The sequence below is a fragment of the Mesorhizobium sp. M0678 genome (assembly GCF_040320505.1).
Taxonomy (GTDB): domain Bacteria; phylum Pseudomonadota; class Alphaproteobacteria; order Rhizobiales; family Rhizobiaceae; genus Mesorhizobium.
This window is the reverse complement of sequence record NZ_JAMYPT010000010.1, coordinates 204,611-225,000: the sequence shown is the minus strand read 5'-3', so window position 1 is coordinate 225,000 and position 20,390 is coordinate 204,611. Positions and strand designations below refer to the sequence as shown.

The following is a 20,390-nucleotide window of genomic DNA, read 5'->3' as shown; positions in this document are numbered from 1 at the left end:
TATGTGAAAATGCACACCGGCACCGACTGGGCAGCTCCCGTGGGATCGCCGATCATTGCCGCGGGCAACGGCGTCGTCGAAAAGGCCGGCTGGGCCGGCGGCTATGGCAAGCAGATCATCTTGCGTCACGCCAATGGCTACGAGACGTCCTACAATCACCAGAGCGCCTTTGCCAAAGGCATCGAGCCGGGTGTTCGCGTTCGCCAGGGTCAGGTTATCGGCTATCTCGGCTCAACCGGCCTCTCCACCGGTCCGCATCTTCATTACGAACTGATCGTCAACGGCACAAAGGTCGATTCGATGCGCGTCCGCCTACCGGTCGGTAAGACGCTGAAGGGCGACGACCTCGTCGCCTTCAAGCGCGAGCGCGAACGCATCGACGACCTGCTCAAGCAGGAAGACAGCAATCAGTTGAAGGTCGCGAGCGCCAAGATCGAAGGCTGAGCCGACGTTTTTCGTCGTCAGCCCTGCTGATTCGCCGTGTCGCGCGCCCATGGCAGCCGCTCGCCGGAAACCGTCGTCCACGCGGTGATTGCCGAAAACAGGCAAAGCAGCGCGGTCACCGCGGCAACGGCGGCGAATGCCGCGTCGCTGGCGGCAAGTCGTGCCGTATCGAGGCCGGGCGCCAGGCCGGCTGGCGGCGGTTCGCCGAAACCCGGAATGCCGGAGCCGGCAGCGGTGCCGAGCACGCCAGCATAGACCCAGGCCGCCAGCGATCCCATCGCCGCCACGGCAATCAGGCCGCCGATGCGCGAGACGGCGTTGTTGATGCCCGAGGCCGCACCCGTATCCTTGTCCTCGACCGCCGTCATGACGGCGGTCGACAGCGGCGATACCACCAGCGCCATGCCAAACCCCATCAGAGCCATCAGCGGGAATACCCCGATCCAGAAATTGTGGATGCCCCAATAGGCCAGCAGGGCAAGTCCGGCAAAGGCAAGAGCCACAACCAGACTGCCGCTGGCGATCGGAAAGCGAGGCCCGATGCGGTCGGACCACTGGCCGACCGGTCCGGACAACACTGCGATCAATGCCGAAAGCGGCAGGAAGATGAAACCGACCTCGGCCGCGCTCAGCCCCCATCCGGCGATCATGAGCATCGGCAGATAGAACAGATTGGCCGACAGCGCGAAATAAAGGAAGAAGGTCGCCACATTGGCGCCCGCGAACGCGCCGATTCGAAACAACGACAGCTCGATCATCGGCTCGCGCCGCCGGCGCTCGAAGACGATGAACACGACGAGCAAAACCGCACCGGCGGCAATACTCGGGCCGGACATCAGCCCCTCCCCGTCGCCGCTCATCGAGGTCAGACCGTAAGCGAGAGCTCCGAACGCCAATATGGCGAGTGCAGCGCCGCCGAGATCGAGGCCGCGCTTTTCCGCCGGCGCGTCGGCAGGGACCTTGGCCAGCAGAAGATAGACCGAGATAAGGCCGAGCGGCAGATTGATGGCGAAGATCGCCCGCCAGATGCCGTCGCCGAACGCCGACAGCACGAAGCCGCCCAGCACCGGGCCGAGCGCCGTCGTCAGTGCTGATGCTGCGGCCCAGATGCCGATCGCCCGGCCGCGTTCCTTTTTCGGATAGGCTTTGGCGATAATGGCCAGGCTGCCCGGCACCATGATGGCCGCTCCGACACCCTGGATAGCCCGAAACGCAATAAGCACCGTCGGGTTAGGCGCCAGCGCGCAGGCAAGCGAGGCGGCAATGAACAGGACGATGCCGGCGACGAAGGAGTGGCGCAGGCCGAAGCGATCGCCGGCGGCGCCGCCGACGAGAATGAGGGCTGAGAGTGTCAATGCGTAGGCATTGGAAATCCATTGTGCCTCGGCGAGGCTGGCGCCGAGGTCGACGCGGATCGCCGGCGTCGCAATGGCCAGGACCGACCCGTCGATGAAGCCGAGCGCAGAAGCCAGGATCGCGGCGATCAGCACGAACCGCCGCTGCGCCTGCGGACAGAACGTATCGGCGGGAAGTGAGCCGGTCAGGGGAACGGCGCCGGTACCGACTTTGGTTGGCGTGTGCATGCCGCCTTACCTAGATCGCCGGCGCGCCGGCGACAACCGGCCAGCACGCTGTTCTCGTTGAAACCAGGCCCAACCTGGCCACACAGGCAGGATCACGCCGCTCAGGGTGCAAACGGCAAGTGCCGTGCTAAGCTTCTCGCAGCGCTACAGGCAAGGGGGAAATACCGCATGAAACGACCGCTCGAACCCTCGGCGGAAGGACGCGGGCGCGTCGTCGGCATCACCGACGGCGTGTTCGCCATCGCGCTCACCCTGATCGTTCTCGAGATCAGGGTGCCGGCGCATGAAACGGTGCATTCCGAACGCGAGTTGATCACAGCGATCACAGCACTGGCGCCGCGCTTCCTGACCTATGCGCTCAGCTTCCTGACGCTGACCATCTTCTGGTTCGGCCAGCAGGCGCAACACGGGCTGATTGCAAAATCCGACCGGCGGCTTGCCACGCTGAACCTCTGTGTCCTCGGCTTCATCGCCTTGCTGCCGTTCTCGACCGACCTTCTCGCCGACTTCCTCGAATTCAGGACTGCGGTGCTCGTGTACTGGTTCAATCTTTTGATGCTCGGACTGACGCTGCTCGCCAGTTGGCGCTACGCGGACAAAAACGGATTTCTGGCCGAAGGTGTCGACGCGGAGACCACCCGAACGGTCTATCTGCGCATCGTCAAGGCACAGATCCTGTGGGCCGTCGGCGCTGCACTCTGCCTGATCAGCCCGTTGCTCAGCGTCGGCTTCATCCTGGTGGTGCAGCTGATCTATGCCGCAGCGCTGCGCGCGCCACTGCTGCGCAAGGTCATCGGGTGATTCGGGCGAAGGCGTTGCGCTTTAGTCGACGAACTCCACGATAACGCCGGGCGTCACGATCTTGGCAAGCTCGCGCGCGTCCCAATTGGTCAGCCGCACGCAGCCATGGCTTTCGGTCTTGCCGATCTTGGACGGATCCGGCGTGCCGTGAATGCCGTAGGTCGGCTTGTCCAGCGCAATCCAGACCGAGCCGACCGGGCCGTTCGGCCCCGGCGGGATGGTCAGGATCCTGTCGTTTTCGCCCTGCTTGAAATTGATGTTCGGGTTGTAGGTGTAGTTCGGGTCCAATGCGACACGCGACACCGCATGCGTGCCGGACGGCGACGGCGTGTCGGACGAGCCGATAGTCGCCGGATAGGCTGCGACCAGCTTGCCCGCAGCATCATAGGCGCGGACCTGCTTATTGGACTTGTCGGCGATGATGCGCGCCACCGGCGTCGCCACCAGCCTGCCGAAATTGGCGACCTTGATGATGGTGCCCGGACGATTGAAATTGGCGTCCGGATTGAGCTTGTTCAGATAGGTTTCATCCATATGGAAGCGCTCGGCCAGCGCTTCGGGTACCGACGTGTAGCCCATCCGATCGAGCTGGGCCTTTTGGCTGTAGTCCTCCGGTATCGAGGCGACATAGGGGCCGGCCGCATCCTCGGGCGTGATCGTGTAGGAGGCGAAGGCATCGCCACCGGATTGCGCCAGGGCCGCCTGGATACCGACCGCGTCGGTCGATTTCAGATTGCTGCCGGTGATTTCGTTATAGGCGGCGAGTGCCTTGTCGACATTCGAGCCGAAGCGTCCGTCGATGACGCCGGGCGATGCACCGGCACGGTCGAGCAGCACCTGCAGTGCCGCCACGTCCTCGCGGGCGCCGAGCGCAAGCGACGGGTCGACCGCCGTCTTGCCGCCAGTGCTTGGCGGCGGGGCTGTGTCTGGCGGTAAGGCCGCCTGCTCGTTCGGCACCGTCGGCTCGACCGGCTCGATCGAGGCCTCGTTGAGCGGCTGGCGCTCGATGGTGCGCGGCTTTACCGGCTGCGCTGCCTCCGGATAACCGTTGCCGTAGCCGTCATCCCGTGGCGCTTCGGGGAAGGCTTCCACCGAATTGTCGCCATAGGGGTCGTACTCGTCAGCCGGCGGTATGATGACCCTGCCCTCGTCTTCCATCTGCCTGCGGCGGAACCGCGCCGTGTCCTCAGGGTCGTCGAGATAATAGGGGTCGTCCTCGACCGGTCCCAGGTTGCGCAAGCGCTCGCGGCGCAAGGCGCGGCGGTCGAGCCTGGTCTGCGGCGGCTGGATGGCGATGACCTTGCCGGTCTCCGCATCGACGATGACGCGGTTTCCCCTGGCATCGTAGTAGATATCGAGATTGCCGTTCTGGGCTACAAGAATGCCGCCGCCATTGGCGGCACGAACCACCCGTGGCGCGGTATCCACTATTGGCGAGGCCATCGCATTCGACGCCAGCAGCCCGGCAGCAAGCGCTGAAAGGGTGAAGATGGTGCGCAACATGATGGCCAAATTCTCCGGTCCGTAATTGCCGCCGCCGGCATTGTCTCTTCAAAGCGCCGCGCGTCTTTTCGACGCGCAAAGGACGCTCTAACGCTTTAAATCTCCGCATCGTGCTTTGCGAAAATCAAAACTCGATTTCGGGCCGATGTGGTAGGCGAACCCCTTCGCCAGCAAATCAGTTGCCAACGATAAGGTTCCAATATGAACCGGGCATGAAGATGGCGGATTTCTGACCGATTAACCGGCAGCGAGCCGCAATTCCTTGCGCGCCTGCTTCGTCAGCTTCAGCACGACAAGACGGTGGCTTTCGCGCAGGTAATCCTTCAGCGCGCCATCATCCATGCTTTCGCCGGTCTGGCGCTGGATCCATTTCATGCCGCGTGAGGCAAGATAGGGCGCGGGCCGAAGGCCCGGCTGCTCCCTCAGCACGTCATAGGCGATGTCGGAGCATTTGAAGGTAACGAACGGCTCCTTGCCCTCACTCCAGCCGCCGATCGCGAAGACCTTGCCGCCGACCTTCCAGACATGGGCGCCGCCCCACTGCACGACATGGATCGTCGAAGGCAGCGAGGCGCAGAAACTATTGTAGTCGTCCAACGTCATCTGCGCCCCACCAAGTTTCAGACCATGAACCGAAGGCCGGCGTAACAAAAGGGTATGCCGGTTTTTCGGAAAGGATCATGGTCGAGATTGAAGATAGGAATTCCATCCCGATTCGATCGGGATGGAACAGGCTCTTGGCTTGAGCTCAGGCGGCCGCTTCGGTTGCCACGACTGCCGGCTTCGAGCGGAAGTTCAAGCGGTCGGACCCAGCGGTGACCTTGACGGTCGAGCCGTCGAGGATCTCGCCGAGCAGGATCTTTTCCGCCAGCGGGTCCTGCAATTCCTTCTGCATCACCCGCTTCAGCGGCCGCGCGCCATAGGCCGGGTCGTAACCCTTGGCCGCTAGCCAGTCGATCGCCTCCTGATCGAGCGAAAGCGCGATCTTGCGGTCGACAAGCAGGTTTTCCAGGCGCTTGAGCTGGATCTCGACGATACGACCCATATCCTGCCGGCGCAGCCGGTGGAACAGGATTACCTCGTCGATGCGGTTGAGGAATTCCGGCCGGAACGAAGCCCTGACGACATTCATCACCTCGTCGCGCACGACGTCGACATCCTGGTCCTCGCCGAGATTGACCAGATATTCGCCGCCGAGGTTCGATGTCATGATGATCAGCGTGTTGCGGAAATCGACCGTGCGGCCCTGCCCATCGGTCAGCCGGCCGTCGTCGAGCACCTGCAGCAGCACGTTGAAGACATCAGGATGCGCCTTCTCGATCTCGTCGAACAGCACGACCTGATAGGGCCGGCGCCGCACCGCTTCGGTCAGCGCGCCGCCTTCCTCATAGCCGACATAGCCGGGAGGCGCGCCGATCAGCCGGGCGACCGAGTGCTTCTCCATGAACTCCGACATGTCGATACGCACCATGGCGCTCTCGTCGTCGAACAGGAAGCTGGCCAGCGCCTTGGTCAATTCGGTCTTGCCGACGCCCGTCGGTCCGAGGAACATGAACGAGCCGAGCGGCCGGTTCGGGTCCTGAAGGCCGGCGCGCGCACGGCGCACGGCTTTCGACACTGCCTGCACCGCCTCGCCCTGGCCGACGACGCGCTTGCCGATCTCGTCTTCCATGCGCAACAGCTTGTCGCGCTCGCCTTCCAGCATCTTGTCGACCGGGATCCCCGTCCAGCGCGAGACGATATGGGCGACATGATCGGGGCCGACCACTTCTTCGACCATGCCGGCCTTGCCATCCCTGGCTTCGGCCTGCTTCAGCTGCTTTTCGAGTTCCGGGATCTTGCCATAGGCAAGTTCGCCGGCGCGCTGGAATTCGCCCTTGCGCTGGGCAATGGCAAGTTCGTTGCGCGCCTCGTCGAGCTGCTTCTTGAGGTCGGCGGCAAGCCCGAGCTTCTGCTTCTCGGCCTGCCATTTCGAGGTCAGCTCGGTCGATTCCTCCTCCAGGTTCGAGAGTTCCTTCTCAAGCCGGGCGAGCCGGTCCTTCGAGGCATCGTCCTTCTCGACCTTCAGCGCCTCGCGCTCGATCTTGAGCTGCATGATGCGGCGATCGATCTCGTCCAGCGCCTCGGGCTTCGAATCGACCTGCATGCGGAGCCGCGACGCGGCCTCGTCGACGAGATCGATCGCCTTGTCCGGCAGGAAGCGGTCGGCGATGTAACGGTTTGACAGTGTAGCGGCCGCGACCAGCGCCGAATCCGAGATGCGCACCTTGTGGTGCTGCTCGTATTTCTCTTTCAGGCCGCGCAGGATCGAGACGGTGTCTTCGACCGTCGGCTCATTGACGAAGACCGGCTGGAAGCGGCGGGCAAGGGCCGCATCCTTCTCGACATGCTTGCGGTACTCGTCGAGCGTGGTGGCGCCGACGCAGTGCAGTTCGCCGCGGGCGAGCGCCGGCTTCAGCAGGTTCGACGCGTCCATGGCGCCATCCGCCTTGCCGGCACCGACAAGCGTGTGCATCTCGTCGATGAACAGAATGATGCCGCCGGCGGCAGACGTGACTTCGGAAAGCACCGCCTTCAGCCGCTCCTCGAACTCGCCGCGGTATTTGGCGCCGGCGATCAGCGACCCCATGTCGAGCGCCATCAGCTGCTTGTCCTTGAGCGATTCCGGCACATCGCCATTGACGATGCGCAGCGCCAGCCCTTCGGCGATCGCCGTCTTGCCGACGCCGGGTTCGCCGATCAGCACTGGGTTGTTCTTGGTGCGGCGCGACAGCACCTGGATGGTGCGGCGGATTTCGTCGTCGCGGCCGATGACCGGATCGAGCTTGCCCGCGCGGGCGTCCGCCGTCAGGTCGCGCGCGTATTTCTTCAGCGCGTCGTAGCCCTGCTCGGCGCTCGCCGAATCGGCAGTGCGACCTTTGCGTACGTCGTTGATGACCTGGTTCAGCGCCTGCGGCGTGACACCCGCCTTGGACAGGATGTCGGCGGTCTTGGCCGATTTTTCCATGGCCAGCGCCTGCAATAGCCGTTCGACGGTAACGAAGCTGTCACTGGCCTTCTTGGCCAGTTCCTCGGCGGTCGAAAACACCTTTGCCAGCGGCTGCGCCAGATAGAGCTGGCCATTGCCGCCCTCGACCTTGGGCATTGCCTCCAGTGCCGTTTCGACGCCGAGCTTGACGTCACGGACATTGCCGCCGGCGCGCTCGATCAGCGACGCAGCCAGGCCCTCGTCGTCATCGACAAGGACCTTGAGGATATGCTCGGGGGTGAATTGCTGGTGATTGCGGGAAAGCGCCATGGTTTGCGCGGACTGGATAAAGCCGCGCACGCGCTCGGAATATTTTTCAAGATTCATGCCTGTCTCCTTCCGTCACCGGCCCGCTTCGCGGCACCGGATCAGATTGCGGTGACGGACCCGCCCGTTCGAGCCGGATCCTGTTCACGCAAGATATGGGACGCAAACCACGGACCCTCAAGACGCCTCGACACTGGCGAATGCATAATATTCCGAGCGCGCAAAACAAAAACGGCGGAGATTTCTCTCCGCCGTCCAGGGTAAAGGATGCGCTAAGATCGGCTGAACGTTTTTCCGATCAATTCTCGACGTCTGCGATCACAGCTTGACCGCCGGGGCCTTCAGCCGGCGCTGCATCGACATTGCCAGCGTCGGTATTGCCAGTCTCGGCATTGCTTGTCTCGGCACTGCTTGTCTCGGCACTGTCACGGCCGGCGTTGTCGTTGCCGCCATTTGCCGGTTCGACATCGAGCCGCGGACGGCGCGGACGCCTGGGGCGGCGTGCCGGGCTGTTTTCGGCCGCGGCTTCGTTGAGCTCGGCCTGGGCGGCGAGACCCGCTGGCGAAAGGTTTTCGAATTGCGGTGCGGGCTCGCTCACAAAGACCGGCTCAGCGGCCGGCACGGGCTCCGCCTGCGCCGGCGTCTCGTCGCGCCGTGGCTGTTCGACGCGCTGTCCACCCTGCTGCTCGCCGCGCGCGCCATACTCGCCGCGCTGGCCGTTCTGGCCGTAACCGCCATTGGGGCGACGGTCGCGGTGGCGTCCGCCATTGTTGTCGCGTCCGTCACGGTTATCGCGGCCGCCCCGATTGTCGCGGCTGTTTTCCTGGTTCAGCGCCAGCTCGGCCGGCGTGCCATCGATGACCGGCTGCGGGCCGGCCCCGTGATTGACCGCCGAACCCGACGTCTCGTTGGCATTGTTGTTGCCGGCATTGTCGAACTCGTCGCGATCCTCGTCGCCGTCATCGTCGAAATCGTCGCGATTCTGCTGGGCGTTCTGGATCGGCATCTGCGCCTGAGCGGCTGCGATGATGCGGTTATAGTGCTCTGCATGCTGGAGATAGTTTTCCGCCATCACCCGGTCGCCGGAGCTTTGCGCGTCACGGGCAAGGGTTGCGTACTTCTCGGCAATCTGCTGAGCCGATCCGCGGATCTTCACGTCCGGGCCGTTGCTCTCATAGTTACGCGTCAGGGGATTCGGCCCCTTACGATTGTTGTTGTTATTGTTGTTGCCGCCGCCGCCACTGTTGTTGCGACCGCGCATGCGCCTGTTTTGCTGTTGTGGCCTCATTAGACTCTCTTCACTTTGAAATTTTCGAAAAACTCTTCACGAACGGAGGCGCTCATACGGCCAGCCGTTTCGTTCCTTCACCGGCGTTCGCCCGCATCAATTGCGTTGGCGCCACGTGCCATCCTGTTCCGGTTACTTCACTTGCCGGACGATTCCCGCACGAAGCTTGGGCGTCGTTTGCGCAAGAAGGCAGCTATTTCCAAGGAAAACCGAATCGCTAAGAGCACTGCCTGCTTCGTCTCATCCGGTTAACGCGACCCTAGCCGCATTCCCCGGTATTGCCAAGCGCTTTTTTCGCACTGCATCACGGCTTCCACCGTTCGAACACAAGAACTCTGTCGTTTCCGCCGAGATCACGAAACACCCCGACCGAACGGTACCCGGCCGCGGAGAATATCTCCGTAACCTGTTGGTGCTGCGTATGGCCGATCTCGACCGCAATCCTGCCTTGGAGTTCCAAATACGCTGCCGCTCCCGCGGCGATCTTCCTGTAGGGGCTCAGACCGTCCACGCCGCCATCGAGGGCCTGGCGTGGATCGAAACCGCGGACCTCGTCCTGCAGATTTCCAATGTCGTCTGAGGGTATATAGGGAGGGTTTGCGACAATTACATGGTACAGGCCAGAAACTTTTTCAAACCAGTCGGATTTGACCGGCGTGAACCGGCCGACGAGCCCCAATTCCCCGGCATTACGCATGGCTGTGGCCAGCGCCTCCTGCGAAATGTCAACGCCGGTGGCGGTCGCGGCCGGAACGGCGCTGAGCAGCGCCAGCGCGATGGCACCGGTACCGGTCCCTAGATCGAGGATGCGGCAGCCGCCCTCGCGTGCCGCCATTGCCTTGACGAAGGGCAGTATAGCCTCGACCAGCGTTTCGGTATCCGGCCGCGGCTCCAGCGTTTGCGGCGAAAGCGAAAGGCGCAAGCCGTAGAATTCGCGGTAGCCAAGGATCCGGTGTACCGGCTCGCCGGCGATGCGCCGCCGCAAGGCGGCTTCGATTACCGCCGTCACGTCCGTATCGACAGCGCGCCCGGGATCGGCGATGGCCTGCGTGCGACTGGTGCCGGAAAAATGCTCGACGATCAGCCTGGCATCGAGCGCCGGATCCGCGATCCCGGCTGCGGCGAGCCGGTTTCGCGCCTCCCGCAGCAGCGGCGCCAGCGTGGCGGGCAGGCTGTCAGCCATCGATGCCGATATCGGCGAGCAGCTTCGACTGGTGATCGGCTATCAGCGCGTCGATGATCTCGTCGAGTTCGCCCATCATCACCCGGTCGAGCTTATAGAGCGTCAGGTTGATACGATGATCGGTGACGCGACCCTGCGGAAAATTATAGGTGCGGATGCGTTCCGAGCGGTCGCCCGAGCCGACCTGCGACTTGCGCGATTCGGAACGTTCCTCGTCCGCCTTGCTGCGCTCGAGGTCGTAGAGCCTGGCGCGCAGGATCTGCATGGCCTTCGCCCGGTTCTGGTGCTGCGACTTTTCCGCCTGCACCACCATGATGCCGGTCGGAAGATGGGTGATGCGCACGGCCGAATCGGTGGTGTTGACGTGCTGGCCGCCGGAACCCGAGGCGCGCATCGTGTCGATGCGGATGTCATCGGCCCTGATGTCGATGTCGACTTCTTCGGCTTCCGGCAGCACCGCGACCGTCGCCGCCGAGGTATGAATGCGTCCGCCCGCCTCGGTCGTCGGCACGCGCTGCACCCGGTGCACGCCGGATTCGAACTTCAGATGGGCAAAGACGCCCTTGCCCGAAACGGTGGCGATGATTTCCTTGTAGCCGCCGACCTCACCCTCGCTGGCCGACACCGTCTCGAAACGCCAGCCATGCGCCGCGGCATAGCGCTCGTACATGCGAAACAGGTCGCCGGCGAAAAGCGCCGCCTCGTCGCCGCCGGTGCCGGCGCGGATCTCGAGGATGGCGTTCTTGTCGTCGGCGGCATCCTTGGGCAACAGCAGGATCTGGATGTCCTTCTGCAGCGCCTCGATGCGATGCTTGACCTCCGGCAGGTCGGCCTCGGCCAAGGCGCGCATCTCGGCGTCGGTGCCCTTGTCGGCGAGCATCGCCTCCAGATCGGCCTGTTCGCGCTCGGCGGCGCGCAGCGCCCTGATCTTTGCCACCATCTCCTGGATGTCGGCATATTCGGAGGCCATCCTGACATAGGCGTCCGGCGCTGGCCCGGCCGACATCTGCGCTTCGAGCATGTCGAAACGCTTGACGACTTGATCCATACGGTCGCGGGGCAGGTTGATCATGGCGAAGTCTATAGCGGTATCGAGCGGTCATCGGCAAAGGCTTGCAGCAGCGCCCGCATCGGCAGGCCATGCGCCGGCGCCATCAGATTGTCGTCGAAGAACGCTTCCAGTTCGCTGAGCGGCAGTTCCGTCAGCATCGCCTTGACCGGGCCGATCGATGCCGGCGACATCGAGATCGAGCGATAGCCAAGGCCGATCAGCGCCATCGCCGAGATCGGCTTGCCGGCAAGTTCGCCGCACAGGGTCACCGGCGTCTGGTTGCGAGCCCCGGCATCGGCAATTTGCTTCAAAACACGCAGGAACGGCGTCGACAGCGGGTCGAAGCGGTCGGACAATTGGGTATTGCCACGGTCCACCGCCATGACGAACTGGAACAGGTCGTTCGAGCCGACCGAGACGAAATCGACCGCCTTCATCAACTCGTCGAGCTGGAACAGCAGCGACGGCACCTCCAGCATCGCCCCCACCTTAAGGCTGGTCGGCAAATGATGGGCAAAGCGCGACAAATGCCGGACCTCGCGATCGATGATCTCGCGCGCCTGCACGATCTCACCGAGTTCCGTCACCATTGGCAGCATCAGCTTCAGTTCGCGCCCGCCGCACGCCTTGAGCAGCGCGCGGATCTGGGTGCGCAGCAGGCCAGGCCGGTCGAGCGTCAGGCGGATGGCGCGCCAGCCGAGCGCCGGGTTCTCCTCCTGGATCGAGCCCTTGAAATAGGGCAGCACCTTGTCGCCGCCAATATCGATGGTGCGGAACGTCACCGGCTTGTCGCGCGCCGCCTCGAGCACGTCACGGTACAAGCGCTCCTGGGCTTCCGCGCGCGGAAAGGTCGAGGCGACCATGAATTGCAGCTCGGTGCGGAACAGGCCGATGCCGGCCGCGCCCGCTTCGGCCAGTTGCGGCAGGTCGACCGCCAGCCCGGCATTCATCAGAAGGTCGACCTGGACACCGTCCTTGGTCACCGACGGCTTCTTGCGCAGCTCGCGGTAGACCTCCTGCCGCCGCGCCCGGAAACGCACTTTCTCGGCATAGGCCGCCTCGAGGTCGGGCTGCGGGCGCAGATGGATCGCGCCTTCCTCGCCGTCGACGATGATGGCATCGCCGTTTTCCGCCATGGAAACGGCGCCCTTCATCTGGCCGGCGACCGGTATGCCCATGGCCCGCGCCACGATGACGACATGGCTGGTCGCGGCGCCGTCCTCCAGCACCAGCCCGCGCAGCTTGTCCCTGGGATAATCGAGCAGCTCCGCAGCACCCATGGAGCGGGCGACGATGATGGCGTCCTTGGGCAGCGAGGCCGCGACGTCCTCCGGTCCGCGCCCCATCAGCTGCCGCAGCAGCCGATTGGCGAGATCGTCGAAATCGCTCATCCGTTCGCGCAGATACGGATCGGTCATGTGCAGCATGCGGGCACGCATGTCGCTCTGCACCTTTTCGACCGCCGCTTCGGCCGTCAGGCCGTTGCGGATCGCCTCCTCGAGCCGGCGCACCCAGCCGCGGTCGTTGGCGAACATGCGATAGGCTTCGAGCACCTGGCGATGCTCGCCCTCGAAGGCGACGTCGCGGCGCTCCAGCATGTCGTCGATGGAGAGCCTGAGCGAGCCGAGCGACGCGTCGAGCCGCCTGACCTCTTCCTCGCTGTCCTCGTTGAAAAGATTGGTGACGACGATGCGCGGCTCGTGCAGCACCACATGGCCGAGCCCGACGCCTTCGTTGAAGGACAGGCCGGTAAAGCTTACCGGGCGGCGCAGATCGAGCTCTAGGCCGGGCCTTGTCAGCCGCTCCAGATCGCCGGTGGCGATCATCTCGGCGATCACCATCGCCGTCGTTTCCAGCGCCTCGACCTCGTCGTCGCGATAATGGCGCATGGTCTTGTTCTGCACGACCAGGACGCCGAGTGTCCGCCCTGCCCGCAGCACCGGCACGCCGAGGAAGGAATTGTATATCTCTTCCCCTGTCTCCGGCAGGTAGGCGAAGGCAGGATGCTCCTGTGCGTTGGAGAGGTTGAGCGGCCGCGCCGAGGCCGCGATCGTGCCGACCAGGCCTTGCCCCAGCCTGAGCTGCGCCAGGTGGACGGCGTTCGGGTTCAGGCCTTCGGTGGCGTAGAGTTCGAGCACCGAATCGGCGCGCAGCACATAGAGCGAGCAAACCTCGGCAACCATGTTGGAGGCGATGTCGCGCACGATTCGGTCAAGCCGCTCCTGCGGCTCCAGCGGCTCTTGCATGAGCTCGCGGAGCCGTTTCAGCAAAACGCGCGGGCCACTGGCCGAATCACGCATCGCGGCTTCTTCTCCAATAGCGTTTCAACCGGTGCAGGTTGCCCTGCACAGCGGCACAAACGCAACAACTCAATTAGAGCGCCATCGTCCAATTGGACGCATAAAGACCGCTCCAAGATTTTCGATCCGCTGCATCCTGCCTTCCGAAAATCGATTCCGATTTCGGGCCGATGCAGTCCGCTACTGCTTATCCAGACCGTACACGGAATGCAAAGTGCGAACTGCTAGTTCCGTATAGGGACCGTCGATCAGGATCGAAATCTTGATTTCGGACGTCGTGATGGCGCGGATGTTGATCGCGCGGTCGGCAAGCGCCTTGAAGGCGGTAGCGGCGACGCCGGCATGGCTGCGCATGCCGATGCCGATGACCGAGACCTTCGACATGCCGGCTTCCGACTGCACCACGTCGTAGCCGATCGTCGCCTTCAGCCGCTCGAGCACGGCGAGCGCCTTGTCGACGTCGCCGGATGGCACGGTGAAGGTCATGTCAGTGAACTTGCCGTCCTCGGAGATATTCTGGACGATCATGTCGACATTGATGTTGGCCTCGGCCAGCGGCCCGAAAATGCCGGCGGCGACGCCCGGCCGATCGCCGACGCGGCGCAACGAAATCTGCGCCTCGTCCTTGGCGTAGGCAATTCCGGTGACGACCTGCTGTTCCACGATCTCTTCCTCGTCGCAAATAAGCGTTCCCGGCGGATTAAGCAAATCCCCCATTCCTGGTGCGTCGGGATCGTCGAAGGACGACCGCACGAAAGTACGCACCCTGTGCACCATGGCAAGCTCGACCGAGCGCACCTGCAGGACCTTGGCGCCGAGCGAGGCCATTTCGAGCATTTCCTCGAACGAAATCTTGGCCAGCCGCCGCGCCTTCGGCTCGATGCGCGGATCGGTCGTATAGACCCCGTCGACGTCGGTGTAGATATCGCAGCGGTCGGCCTTGACCGCTGCCGCGATGGCGACTGCGCTGGTATCGGAGCCGCCACGACCGAGTGTCGCGATCCGATTGTCCGGCCCGATGCCCTGGAAACCGGCAACCACCGCCACCTGGCCTTCGCCGAAGCGCTTGATCAAGAACGCGCCGTCGATGTCGAGAATGCGCGCCGCGCCATGCGCGTTGTCGGTCTTGATCGGGATCTGCCAGCCTTGCCAGGAGCGGGCATGCACGCCGATATTCTGCAGCGCGATCGCCAGCAAGCCGGCAGTGACCTGCTCGCCGGAGGCGACCACGGCGTCATATTCACGCGCATCGTGCATCGGCGAGGCCTCGCGCGTCCATTGCACGAGCTCGTTGGTCTTGCCGGCCATCGCCGAGACCACGACGGCGACCTCATGGCCGGCGTCGACCTCGCGTTTGACATGACGCGCCACATTGCGGATGCGGACGATGTCGGCGACGGACGTTCCGCCGAATTTCATCACGATGCGCGCCATAGAAGCGAAATGCCTTTGACTGGATGCCGGACCGAAGGCCGAAAAGCGGAAAAATGCGCCAAGCTGTGGCCGGGCGCTCAATGCGCGGCCTCCTTAGCCAAATGATCGCGGTTTCGCAAGGCATGCCGCCGCTGCCGGCCAGGCGACACACGAGCACAGCGTCACGCCTGCACTGCCTCTTGGCAAATGCCGCTCGCTTCAGCCCAGCTGTGCCGTGGCTCTCCACAGGCGCGGATAATCGAGGACGAAACCGAGCGGCGAGACCTCCAGTGTCTCGTGGTAGCCGAACATCGGGGCGGCATAGGCGTAATGTGCAGCATCGACGCGCTGATAGGTTTGCTCGAGGCGAACGAGCCTGAGTTCGGGAAATGTCAGATAGGCTGCCGGCGCGGGCGTCGCCGTACCGACATCGAGGGCAAAACGGCGAAGCGCCAAAAGGTTTGTGGCGGGCGTGAAGCCGAGATCGACATCGATGAGACCGTCGACTTCCGCTTGATGCTCGCCGTTCAGCGTCCATTGGCGCTCGGTCAGCCGGTCGATCCTGTAATGCAGCTCTTGCGTGCCGAGAAAGCCGTCGGCGCGCGCCGATCGTGTATGCCAATCGGCGTCGCAGTCCGCCTCGTAGGCGATGCTGCACGGCTCGCCGTCCTGGACGAAAAGCGCCTGTCCCCTGAGGTTCCACCCGGAACTCGCTTCCGACAGAAGGCAAGCGTCGTGGCCTTCCTGGTCAAGCCGGCGCCAAAGAATGGAAGCAACCGTTCGCATCATTGCGCACTCCTCCGAACCCGATGTCTCTGCTTCGTCCGCCAAAGCCTAGGCGTTTCCTTCCGGCACACCATCAACTGACACGTGCTGACACAAATGCAGCCGGCAAAAGGCCGCGCCGGAAGGCATCGCGCGCATCGCACCGCCGGCGGTGAATTTCGCGCCTTGACATTCGCAGCCTCGCGCCCGACTTCCTAGCGTCCGAGGAGACCACGCCATGCCAGAGCCCCGACGATCGACGATCGATGCCGGAGAGGTGGAACGCTTTTCCGCCCTTGCTGCCGAATGGTGGAACCCGAACGGCAAGTTCCGCCCGTTGCACAAGTTCAACCCGATCCGGCTTGCCTATATCCGCGACCAGGTGGCGGCCCGCTTCGGCCGCGATCCGCGTGCGGCACGGCCATTCGAAGGCCTGCGCTTCCTTGACATCGGCTGCGGCGGCGGGCTTTTGTGCGAGCCGATGGCGCGGCTTGGCGCCGAAGTGGTCGGCGCCGATGCCTCCGCCACCAACATCGAAGTGGCCAAGCTGCATGCGGCGGAAGTCGGCGTGAGCGTGGATTATCGCGCCACGACCGCGGAAGACCTTGCCGATGCCGGCGAAAAATTCGACGTCATCCTCAACATGGAAGTGGTCGAGCATGTCGCCAATGTCGATCTGTTCCTGGCCAAATGCGGCGAGATGGTCAAGCCTGGCGGCATCATGTTCGTCGCCACCATCAACCGCACGCTGAAGGCCCTGGGCCTGGCCATCATCGGCGCCGAATATGTGCTGCGTTGGCTGCCACGCGGCACCCACCAGTTCGGCAAGCTGGTGCGCCCCGAGGAACTGGAAAAGGCGCTTGCCGGCGCCGGCCTGACCGTCATCGACCGCACCGGCGTCACCTACAACCCGCTCGCCGACCGCTGGCAGCGCTCGAAGGACATGGACGTCAACTACATGGTGCTGGCGGAGAAGGCATCCGTTTGAAGCTTACGCCTTCTGGCCCCTATGGCCTCTGGCTTTGCGCCTTGGTGGTGATGAACACGCCGGCGGTGATGATGACGGCACCGGCCCAGGTCAGCAGTTGATAGCGCTCGCCGAGGAAGAGGGTCCCGGCAAACAGCCCGACCGCCGCCGCGACGTAGCCGATCTGGCTGAGATAGACCGGGCCGCCGACCGCTTGCAGGCGGAAGAAGAAGGCGAACATCGCCGAGGCTGATGCCACCTGTGCCGCAGCGACCAGCGGCACGCCGCCGAGCGAGCCGAATGCATTGCCGCCAAGCAGGACCAGAATGCCGGCAAACAGCATCAAGGCTGCTGCCAGATGGCTGCCGACGGCGAGCTCGATCGGGCCGGTGCCTTCGGGCCAGTCGACGGTACGGTAAATGTTGCCGGCGGCGAGGCTGACCGGGATGAGCAGGCCCATCGCAACCCAGAAAAATTCGGCCGGCTGGCCCGCTTCGCCGCGCGTCACCGCCACCATGACTGCGCCGACGAAACCGACGACTATGCCGACGATGCCCAGCATGGTCGGGCGCCTGACGCCGAGCAGCATCGAGAACACCAGCGTGACGACCGGCGACAGCGTGAACATGATGCCGCTGTAGCCGGCGCCCAGATGCGGAATGGCTGAAAACATCAGCAGATTGGGGATTGCATATGAGACGGCCGCGGTGACGAAGAAATAGCGCAGCCTGTGCGGCGTAAGCCGCATGCGCTTCCCGTTGAGCAGCAATGCGCACAAAAGCACGCCGCCGGCACCAAGCGAGATGACGAAGGCCCAGACCATGGCGGCCACGCCGGCCGCCGTCGCGATCTTGCCGAACGGCAGCGTCAGGCCGAGCAGTCCACCGGTGACAACCAGAAGGCCAAGCGCCGAGTCCCAGAGAAATTTCATCGCACCGTCCCGTCGCCCGTTCGCGGCACTTGGCCAATATCGCAAGCTGAGGTAAGATAAGCTAAAGATTCTTCACGTCAAGATACATAACGGTGAGAGACATGGATCGCGCAGCAAAAGCGATCGGGCAATGGAAAAAGGAACGGCCGGATCTCGATGTCTCGCCGATGGCCGTGCTCGGACGGTTGAACGAGGCCGCCTCGCTGATCGCACGAGAGCGGCTGGCGCCGCTGTTTGCAAGTTACGGGCTGCAATCCGGAGAATTCGATGTGCTGGCAACGCTGCGTCGTTCCGGGCCGCCATACGCGCTGACGCCGACGGCTCTCTACGAGGCGACGATGGTGACGTCGGGCGCGATGACCAACCGCCTCGACCGGCTCGAGAAATCCGGCCTGATCAAGCGCGGGCCGCACCCCGACGATCGCCGCGGCATTGTCGTGCAGCTGACTAAAAAGGGTCTGGCGTTGATCGACGAGGCGGTTACCGCTCACGTCGCCAACGAGCACCAGATACTTTCCGGCCTGATACGCCCGGAGCAGATCATGCTCGCTCGCCTGCTCGAAAAATTGATAGCGAGCCTGAACTAACCCAAACGGCAACCACTGGGACTCTGCGATCATTGCATTGGGAGTCGTAACTGCCAGAGGAGTTTGCCGATGACAGAACATGCAGTCGTGATTGCCGGAGGAGGTCCGACGGGCCTAACCCTGGCAGGCGAGTTGGCGTTGGCAGGCATCGACGTAGCCATTGTCGAACGCCGCCCGAACCAAGAGCTTGCCGGTTCGCGTGCTGGAGGTCTGAGTTCACGCACTCTCGAAGTTTTCGATCAGCGCGGCATCGCGGACCGGTTCCTCGCCGAAGGACAAATAGCCCAAGTCACGGGATTCGCGGCGATGCGTTTAGACATCAGCGATTTTCCGACCCGCCACAACTACGGGCTGGCGCTGAGACAGAAACACATTGAGCGCATTCTCGCTGGATGGGTCAGCGAGCTGGCAGTGCCGATCTATCGCGCCCGTGAATTAACGTGTTTCGTGCAGGACGACGCCGGCGTCACCATCGAACTGTCCGATGGTGCGTCGCTGCGGGCAAGCTATCTCGTCGGGTGTGATGGAGGCCGCAGTCTGGTCCGCAAAGCTGCTGGCATTGAGTTTCGAGGATGGGATGCGACGACCAGCAGCATCCTCGCCGAGGCCGAGATGGCGGAGGAGCCGCCACTGGGCATTCATCGCACCGCACTTGGCATCCATGCCTTCGGCAGGGAAGAGTACGAAATTCGTGACGGCAAGGTCGTCTTTGCCGATAAAGGTCCCATAGGCGTCATGGTCACTGAAAAGAATGTCGGCGCCACGACCGAGCCCACGCTGCGCGATCTCCGCGAAGCGCTCGTCGCCGCATGCGGAACAGATTACGGAATCCATAGCCCAACCTGGATTTCCAGGTTCACGGACATGTCGCGGCAGGCGGCGGCTTACCGCAAGGGCCGGGTTCTCCTAGCGGGCGATGCCGCCCATGTGCATTCCCCGGTGGGCGGACAAGGCCTCAATATCGGTGTGCAGGATGCGGTGAACCTCGGTTGGAAGTTGGCCCAAGTGGTGAAAGGAACATCGCCTGAACGCTTGCTCGACACTTATCACATCGAGCGGCATCCGGTTGCGGCCCGCGTGTTGCGTACGACAATGGCACAGGTCGCATTGCAACGTACTGATGATCGCACTGAAGCCTTGCGTGAAATCGTATCAGAGCTCCTTGGGATGGAGGAGCCTCGCAAACGGATCGCTGCCGAGATGTCCGGACTTGGTATCCATTACGACCTCGGCCAGGGGCATCCGCTGGTCGGCCGCCGCATTCCTGACCTCGACCTGGCCACGCCTGATGGTCCCATGCGCGTATTTGCGCTCCTCCAAAAAGCGCGGCCAGTGCTCTTGAATCTCGACGCGCCGGGCAGCCTCGACATCAAGCCGTGGTCAGACCGCATTAAGTTGGTTTACGCCAAATGGGACGATCCATGGGAGTTGCCTGCGCTAGGTTTGGTCTCCGCTCCAACCGCAGTTTTAATCCGACCCGATGGATATGTTGCTTGGGTAGGCGACAGGACGCAGGATGGTCTTCAAGACGCGATGAACACCTGGTTCGGACCACCGGGCTAAAAACCGCAAAAACCAGTTAGCTCGAATGGTCCCGAAATCAAACGGCTACGGAGGGCAAAAACTCAGATTCTGGTCGCAGAGCCTCGTTTGGGCCGGCGAACAGCTCTGATCTTGCCGCTGTTTCCGCCGCCACAGAAAAACTGGTCACCGCCATCGGATTCGAGCCCCGACACGCCTGTTCCCGGCGGCATATCGAGCTTCTCAAGGACCTTTCCCGTTTCAGGATCGATCCGTCTGACATCGCTCTCCTCGCCCTCCCAGGTGCCATGCCACAGCTCGCCGTCGACCCAGCTGACCCCGGTTACGACGCGGTTGGAAACGATGGTGCGAAGGATTGCCCCTGTCTCGGGATCGACCTGATGAATCTTTCGGCCCCGATGCTCCCCGACCCAGAGCGTTCCTTCGGCCCAGGCGAGCCCGGAATCACCGCCATTGCCAGGCGCCGGGATCGACGCCAGCACCCGGCCATTCCTCGGATCGATCTTCTGGATGCGATCCTCGGCGATCTGATAGAGGTGATGGCCGTCGAAGGCCGTTCCGGCGTGTGCCGCGACGTCGATCGAGCGCACCACTTTGCCGCTCGCCGGATCGAAGGCGTTCAATCTGTCGCCTGAGGCAAACCAGACATGCTCACCGTCGAAGGTAACGCCGTCCACGTGGTCGACACCCGGAAAGGGTCCATATTCTCGAAGGATTTCGGCTGCGGATCGTTCCAT

The 20,390-nt window shown here is 63.3% G+C and carries 17 protein-coding genes (1 of these 17 cut by a window edge); 5 read left to right on the top strand and 12 right to left on the bottom strand.

Going from position 1 to position 20,390, the window contains the following annotated elements:
• On the top strand, window positions 1-444 hold the 3' end of the coding sequence (locus NKI29_RS19900) for a M23 family metallopeptidase (RefSeq protein WP_352577119.1). 1,515 nt of this gene lie to the left of the window's left edge; only the last 444 of its 1,959 coding nucleotides appear in the window; its start codon lies off the left edge, out of view; it ends in the stop codon at window positions 442-444.
• A gap of 17 nt (window positions 445-461) precedes the next feature.
• On the opposite strand, the gene NKI29_RS19895 is transcribed toward NKI29_RS19900, so the two are convergent.
• Window positions 462-2,027, bottom strand: a complete 1,566-nt coding sequence (locus NKI29_RS19895; protein WP_023675160.1) for an MFS transporter — start codon at window positions 2,025-2,027, stop codon at window positions 462-464.
• 168 nt (window positions 2,028-2,195) lie between these two features.
• Between NKI29_RS19895 and NKI29_RS19890 the strand changes: the two genes are divergently transcribed.
• Window positions 2,196-2,828, top strand: coding sequence for a TMEM175 family protein (locus NKI29_RS19890; RefSeq protein ID WP_352646607.1), 633 nt, complete (start codon window positions 2,196-2,198; stop codon window positions 2,826-2,828).
• Between the two features lie 21 nt (window positions 2,829-2,849).
• Here the strand turns inward: NKI29_RS19890 and NKI29_RS19885 are convergent, their stop codons facing one another.
• The 9 genes from NKI29_RS19885 to NKI29_RS19845 form a co-directional block, all read right to left on the bottom strand.
• A complete protein-coding gene (locus NKI29_RS19885) occupies window positions 2,850-4,331 on the bottom strand; it encodes a L,D-transpeptidase family protein (protein ID WP_352577123.1) in 1,482 nt (493 codons plus the stop codon).
• 237 nt (window positions 4,332-4,568) lie between these two features.
• Window positions 4,569-4,934, bottom strand: a complete 366-nt coding sequence (locus tag NKI29_RS19880) for an MmcQ/YjbR family DNA-binding protein (protein ID WP_352646609.1) — start codon at window positions 4,932-4,934, stop codon at window positions 4,569-4,571.
• Between the two features lie 145 nt (window positions 4,935-5,079).
• Window positions 5,080-7,686, bottom strand: a complete 2,607-nt coding sequence (gene clpB / locus NKI29_RS19875) for an ATP-dependent chaperone ClpB (protein WP_352646612.1) — start codon at window positions 7,684-7,686, stop codon at window positions 5,080-5,082.
• Between the two features lie 238 nt (window positions 7,687-7,924).
• The gene (locus NKI29_RS19870; RefSeq protein ID WP_352570513.1) at window positions 7,925-8,887 is read right to left on the bottom strand and encodes a DUF4167 domain-containing protein; all 963 of its coding nucleotides are present in this window, start codon (window positions 8,885-8,887) and stop codon (window positions 7,925-7,927) included.
• Between the two features lie 331 nt (window positions 8,888-9,218).
• Window positions 9,219-10,097: a peptide chain release factor N(5)-glutamine methyltransferase gene (gene prmC / locus NKI29_RS19865; protein ID WP_352621700.1), complete on the bottom strand. Its 879-nt coding sequence runs from the start codon at window positions 10,095-10,097 to the stop codon at window positions 9,219-9,221.
• Complete coding sequence (prfA, locus tag NKI29_RS19860; RefSeq protein WP_352797037.1) at window positions 10,090-11,169, bottom strand: peptide chain release factor 1; 1,080 nt, start codon at window positions 11,167-11,169, stop codon at window positions 10,090-10,092. Before prfA ends, prmC begins: the two co-directional genes overlap by 8 nt.
• An 8-nt stretch (window positions 11,170-11,177) precedes the next feature.
• Window positions 11,178-13,448 (bottom strand): phosphoenolpyruvate--protein phosphotransferase, encoded by a 2,271-nt coding sequence (gene ptsP, locus NKI29_RS19855; protein ID WP_352621697.1) that lies wholly within the window; start codon window positions 13,446-13,448, stop codon window positions 11,178-11,180.
• Window positions 13,449-13,628: 180 nt separating this feature from the next.
• On the bottom strand, window positions 13,629-14,882 hold the full coding sequence (locus NKI29_RS19850) for an aspartate kinase (protein ID WP_352634310.1): 1,254 nt from the start codon (window positions 14,880-14,882) through the stop codon (window positions 13,629-13,631).
• Between the two features lie 198 nt (window positions 14,883-15,080).
• On the bottom strand, window positions 15,081-15,650 hold the full coding sequence (locus tag NKI29_RS19845; protein ID WP_352577137.1) for a putative glycolipid-binding domain-containing protein: 570 nt from the start codon (window positions 15,648-15,650) through the stop codon (window positions 15,081-15,083).
• A gap of 214 nt (window positions 15,651-15,864) precedes the next feature.
• Between NKI29_RS19845 and ubiG the strand changes: the two genes are divergently transcribed.
• On the top strand, window positions 15,865-16,614 hold the full coding sequence (gene ubiG, locus NKI29_RS19840) for a bifunctional 2-polyprenyl-6-hydroxyphenol methylase/3-demethylubiquinol 3-O-methyltransferase UbiG (protein WP_023675148.1): 750 nt from the start codon (window positions 15,865-15,867) through the stop codon (window positions 16,612-16,614).
• 19 nt (window positions 16,615-16,633) lie between these two features.
• On the opposite strand, the gene NKI29_RS19835 is transcribed toward ubiG, so the two are convergent.
• Complete coding sequence (locus NKI29_RS19835; RefSeq protein WP_352503215.1) at window positions 16,634-17,524, bottom strand: DMT family transporter; 891 nt, start codon at window positions 17,522-17,524, stop codon at window positions 16,634-16,636.
• A 101-nt stretch (window positions 17,525-17,625) separates the two neighbouring features.
• Here NKI29_RS19835 and NKI29_RS19830 point away from each other — a divergent pair, with 101 nt between their 5' ends.
• Entirely contained in the window at window positions 17,626-18,111 is a 486-nt protein-coding gene (locus NKI29_RS19830; protein WP_352542481.1) for a MarR family winged helix-turn-helix transcriptional regulator, read from the top strand.
• Between the two features lie 69 nt (window positions 18,112-18,180).
• A complete protein-coding gene (locus tag NKI29_RS19825; protein WP_023675145.1) occupies window positions 18,181-19,674 on the top strand; it encodes an FAD-dependent monooxygenase in 1,494 nt (497 codons plus the stop codon).
• Between the two features lie 62 nt (window positions 19,675-19,736).
• Here the strand turns inward: NKI29_RS19825 and NKI29_RS19820 are convergent, their stop codons facing one another.
• Window positions 19,737-20,390 carry a Vgb family protein gene (locus tag NKI29_RS19820; protein ID WP_352797035.1) on the bottom strand — a complete coding sequence of 218 codons (654 nt, stop codon included), beginning with the start codon at window positions 20,388-20,390 and terminating at the stop codon, window positions 19,737-19,739.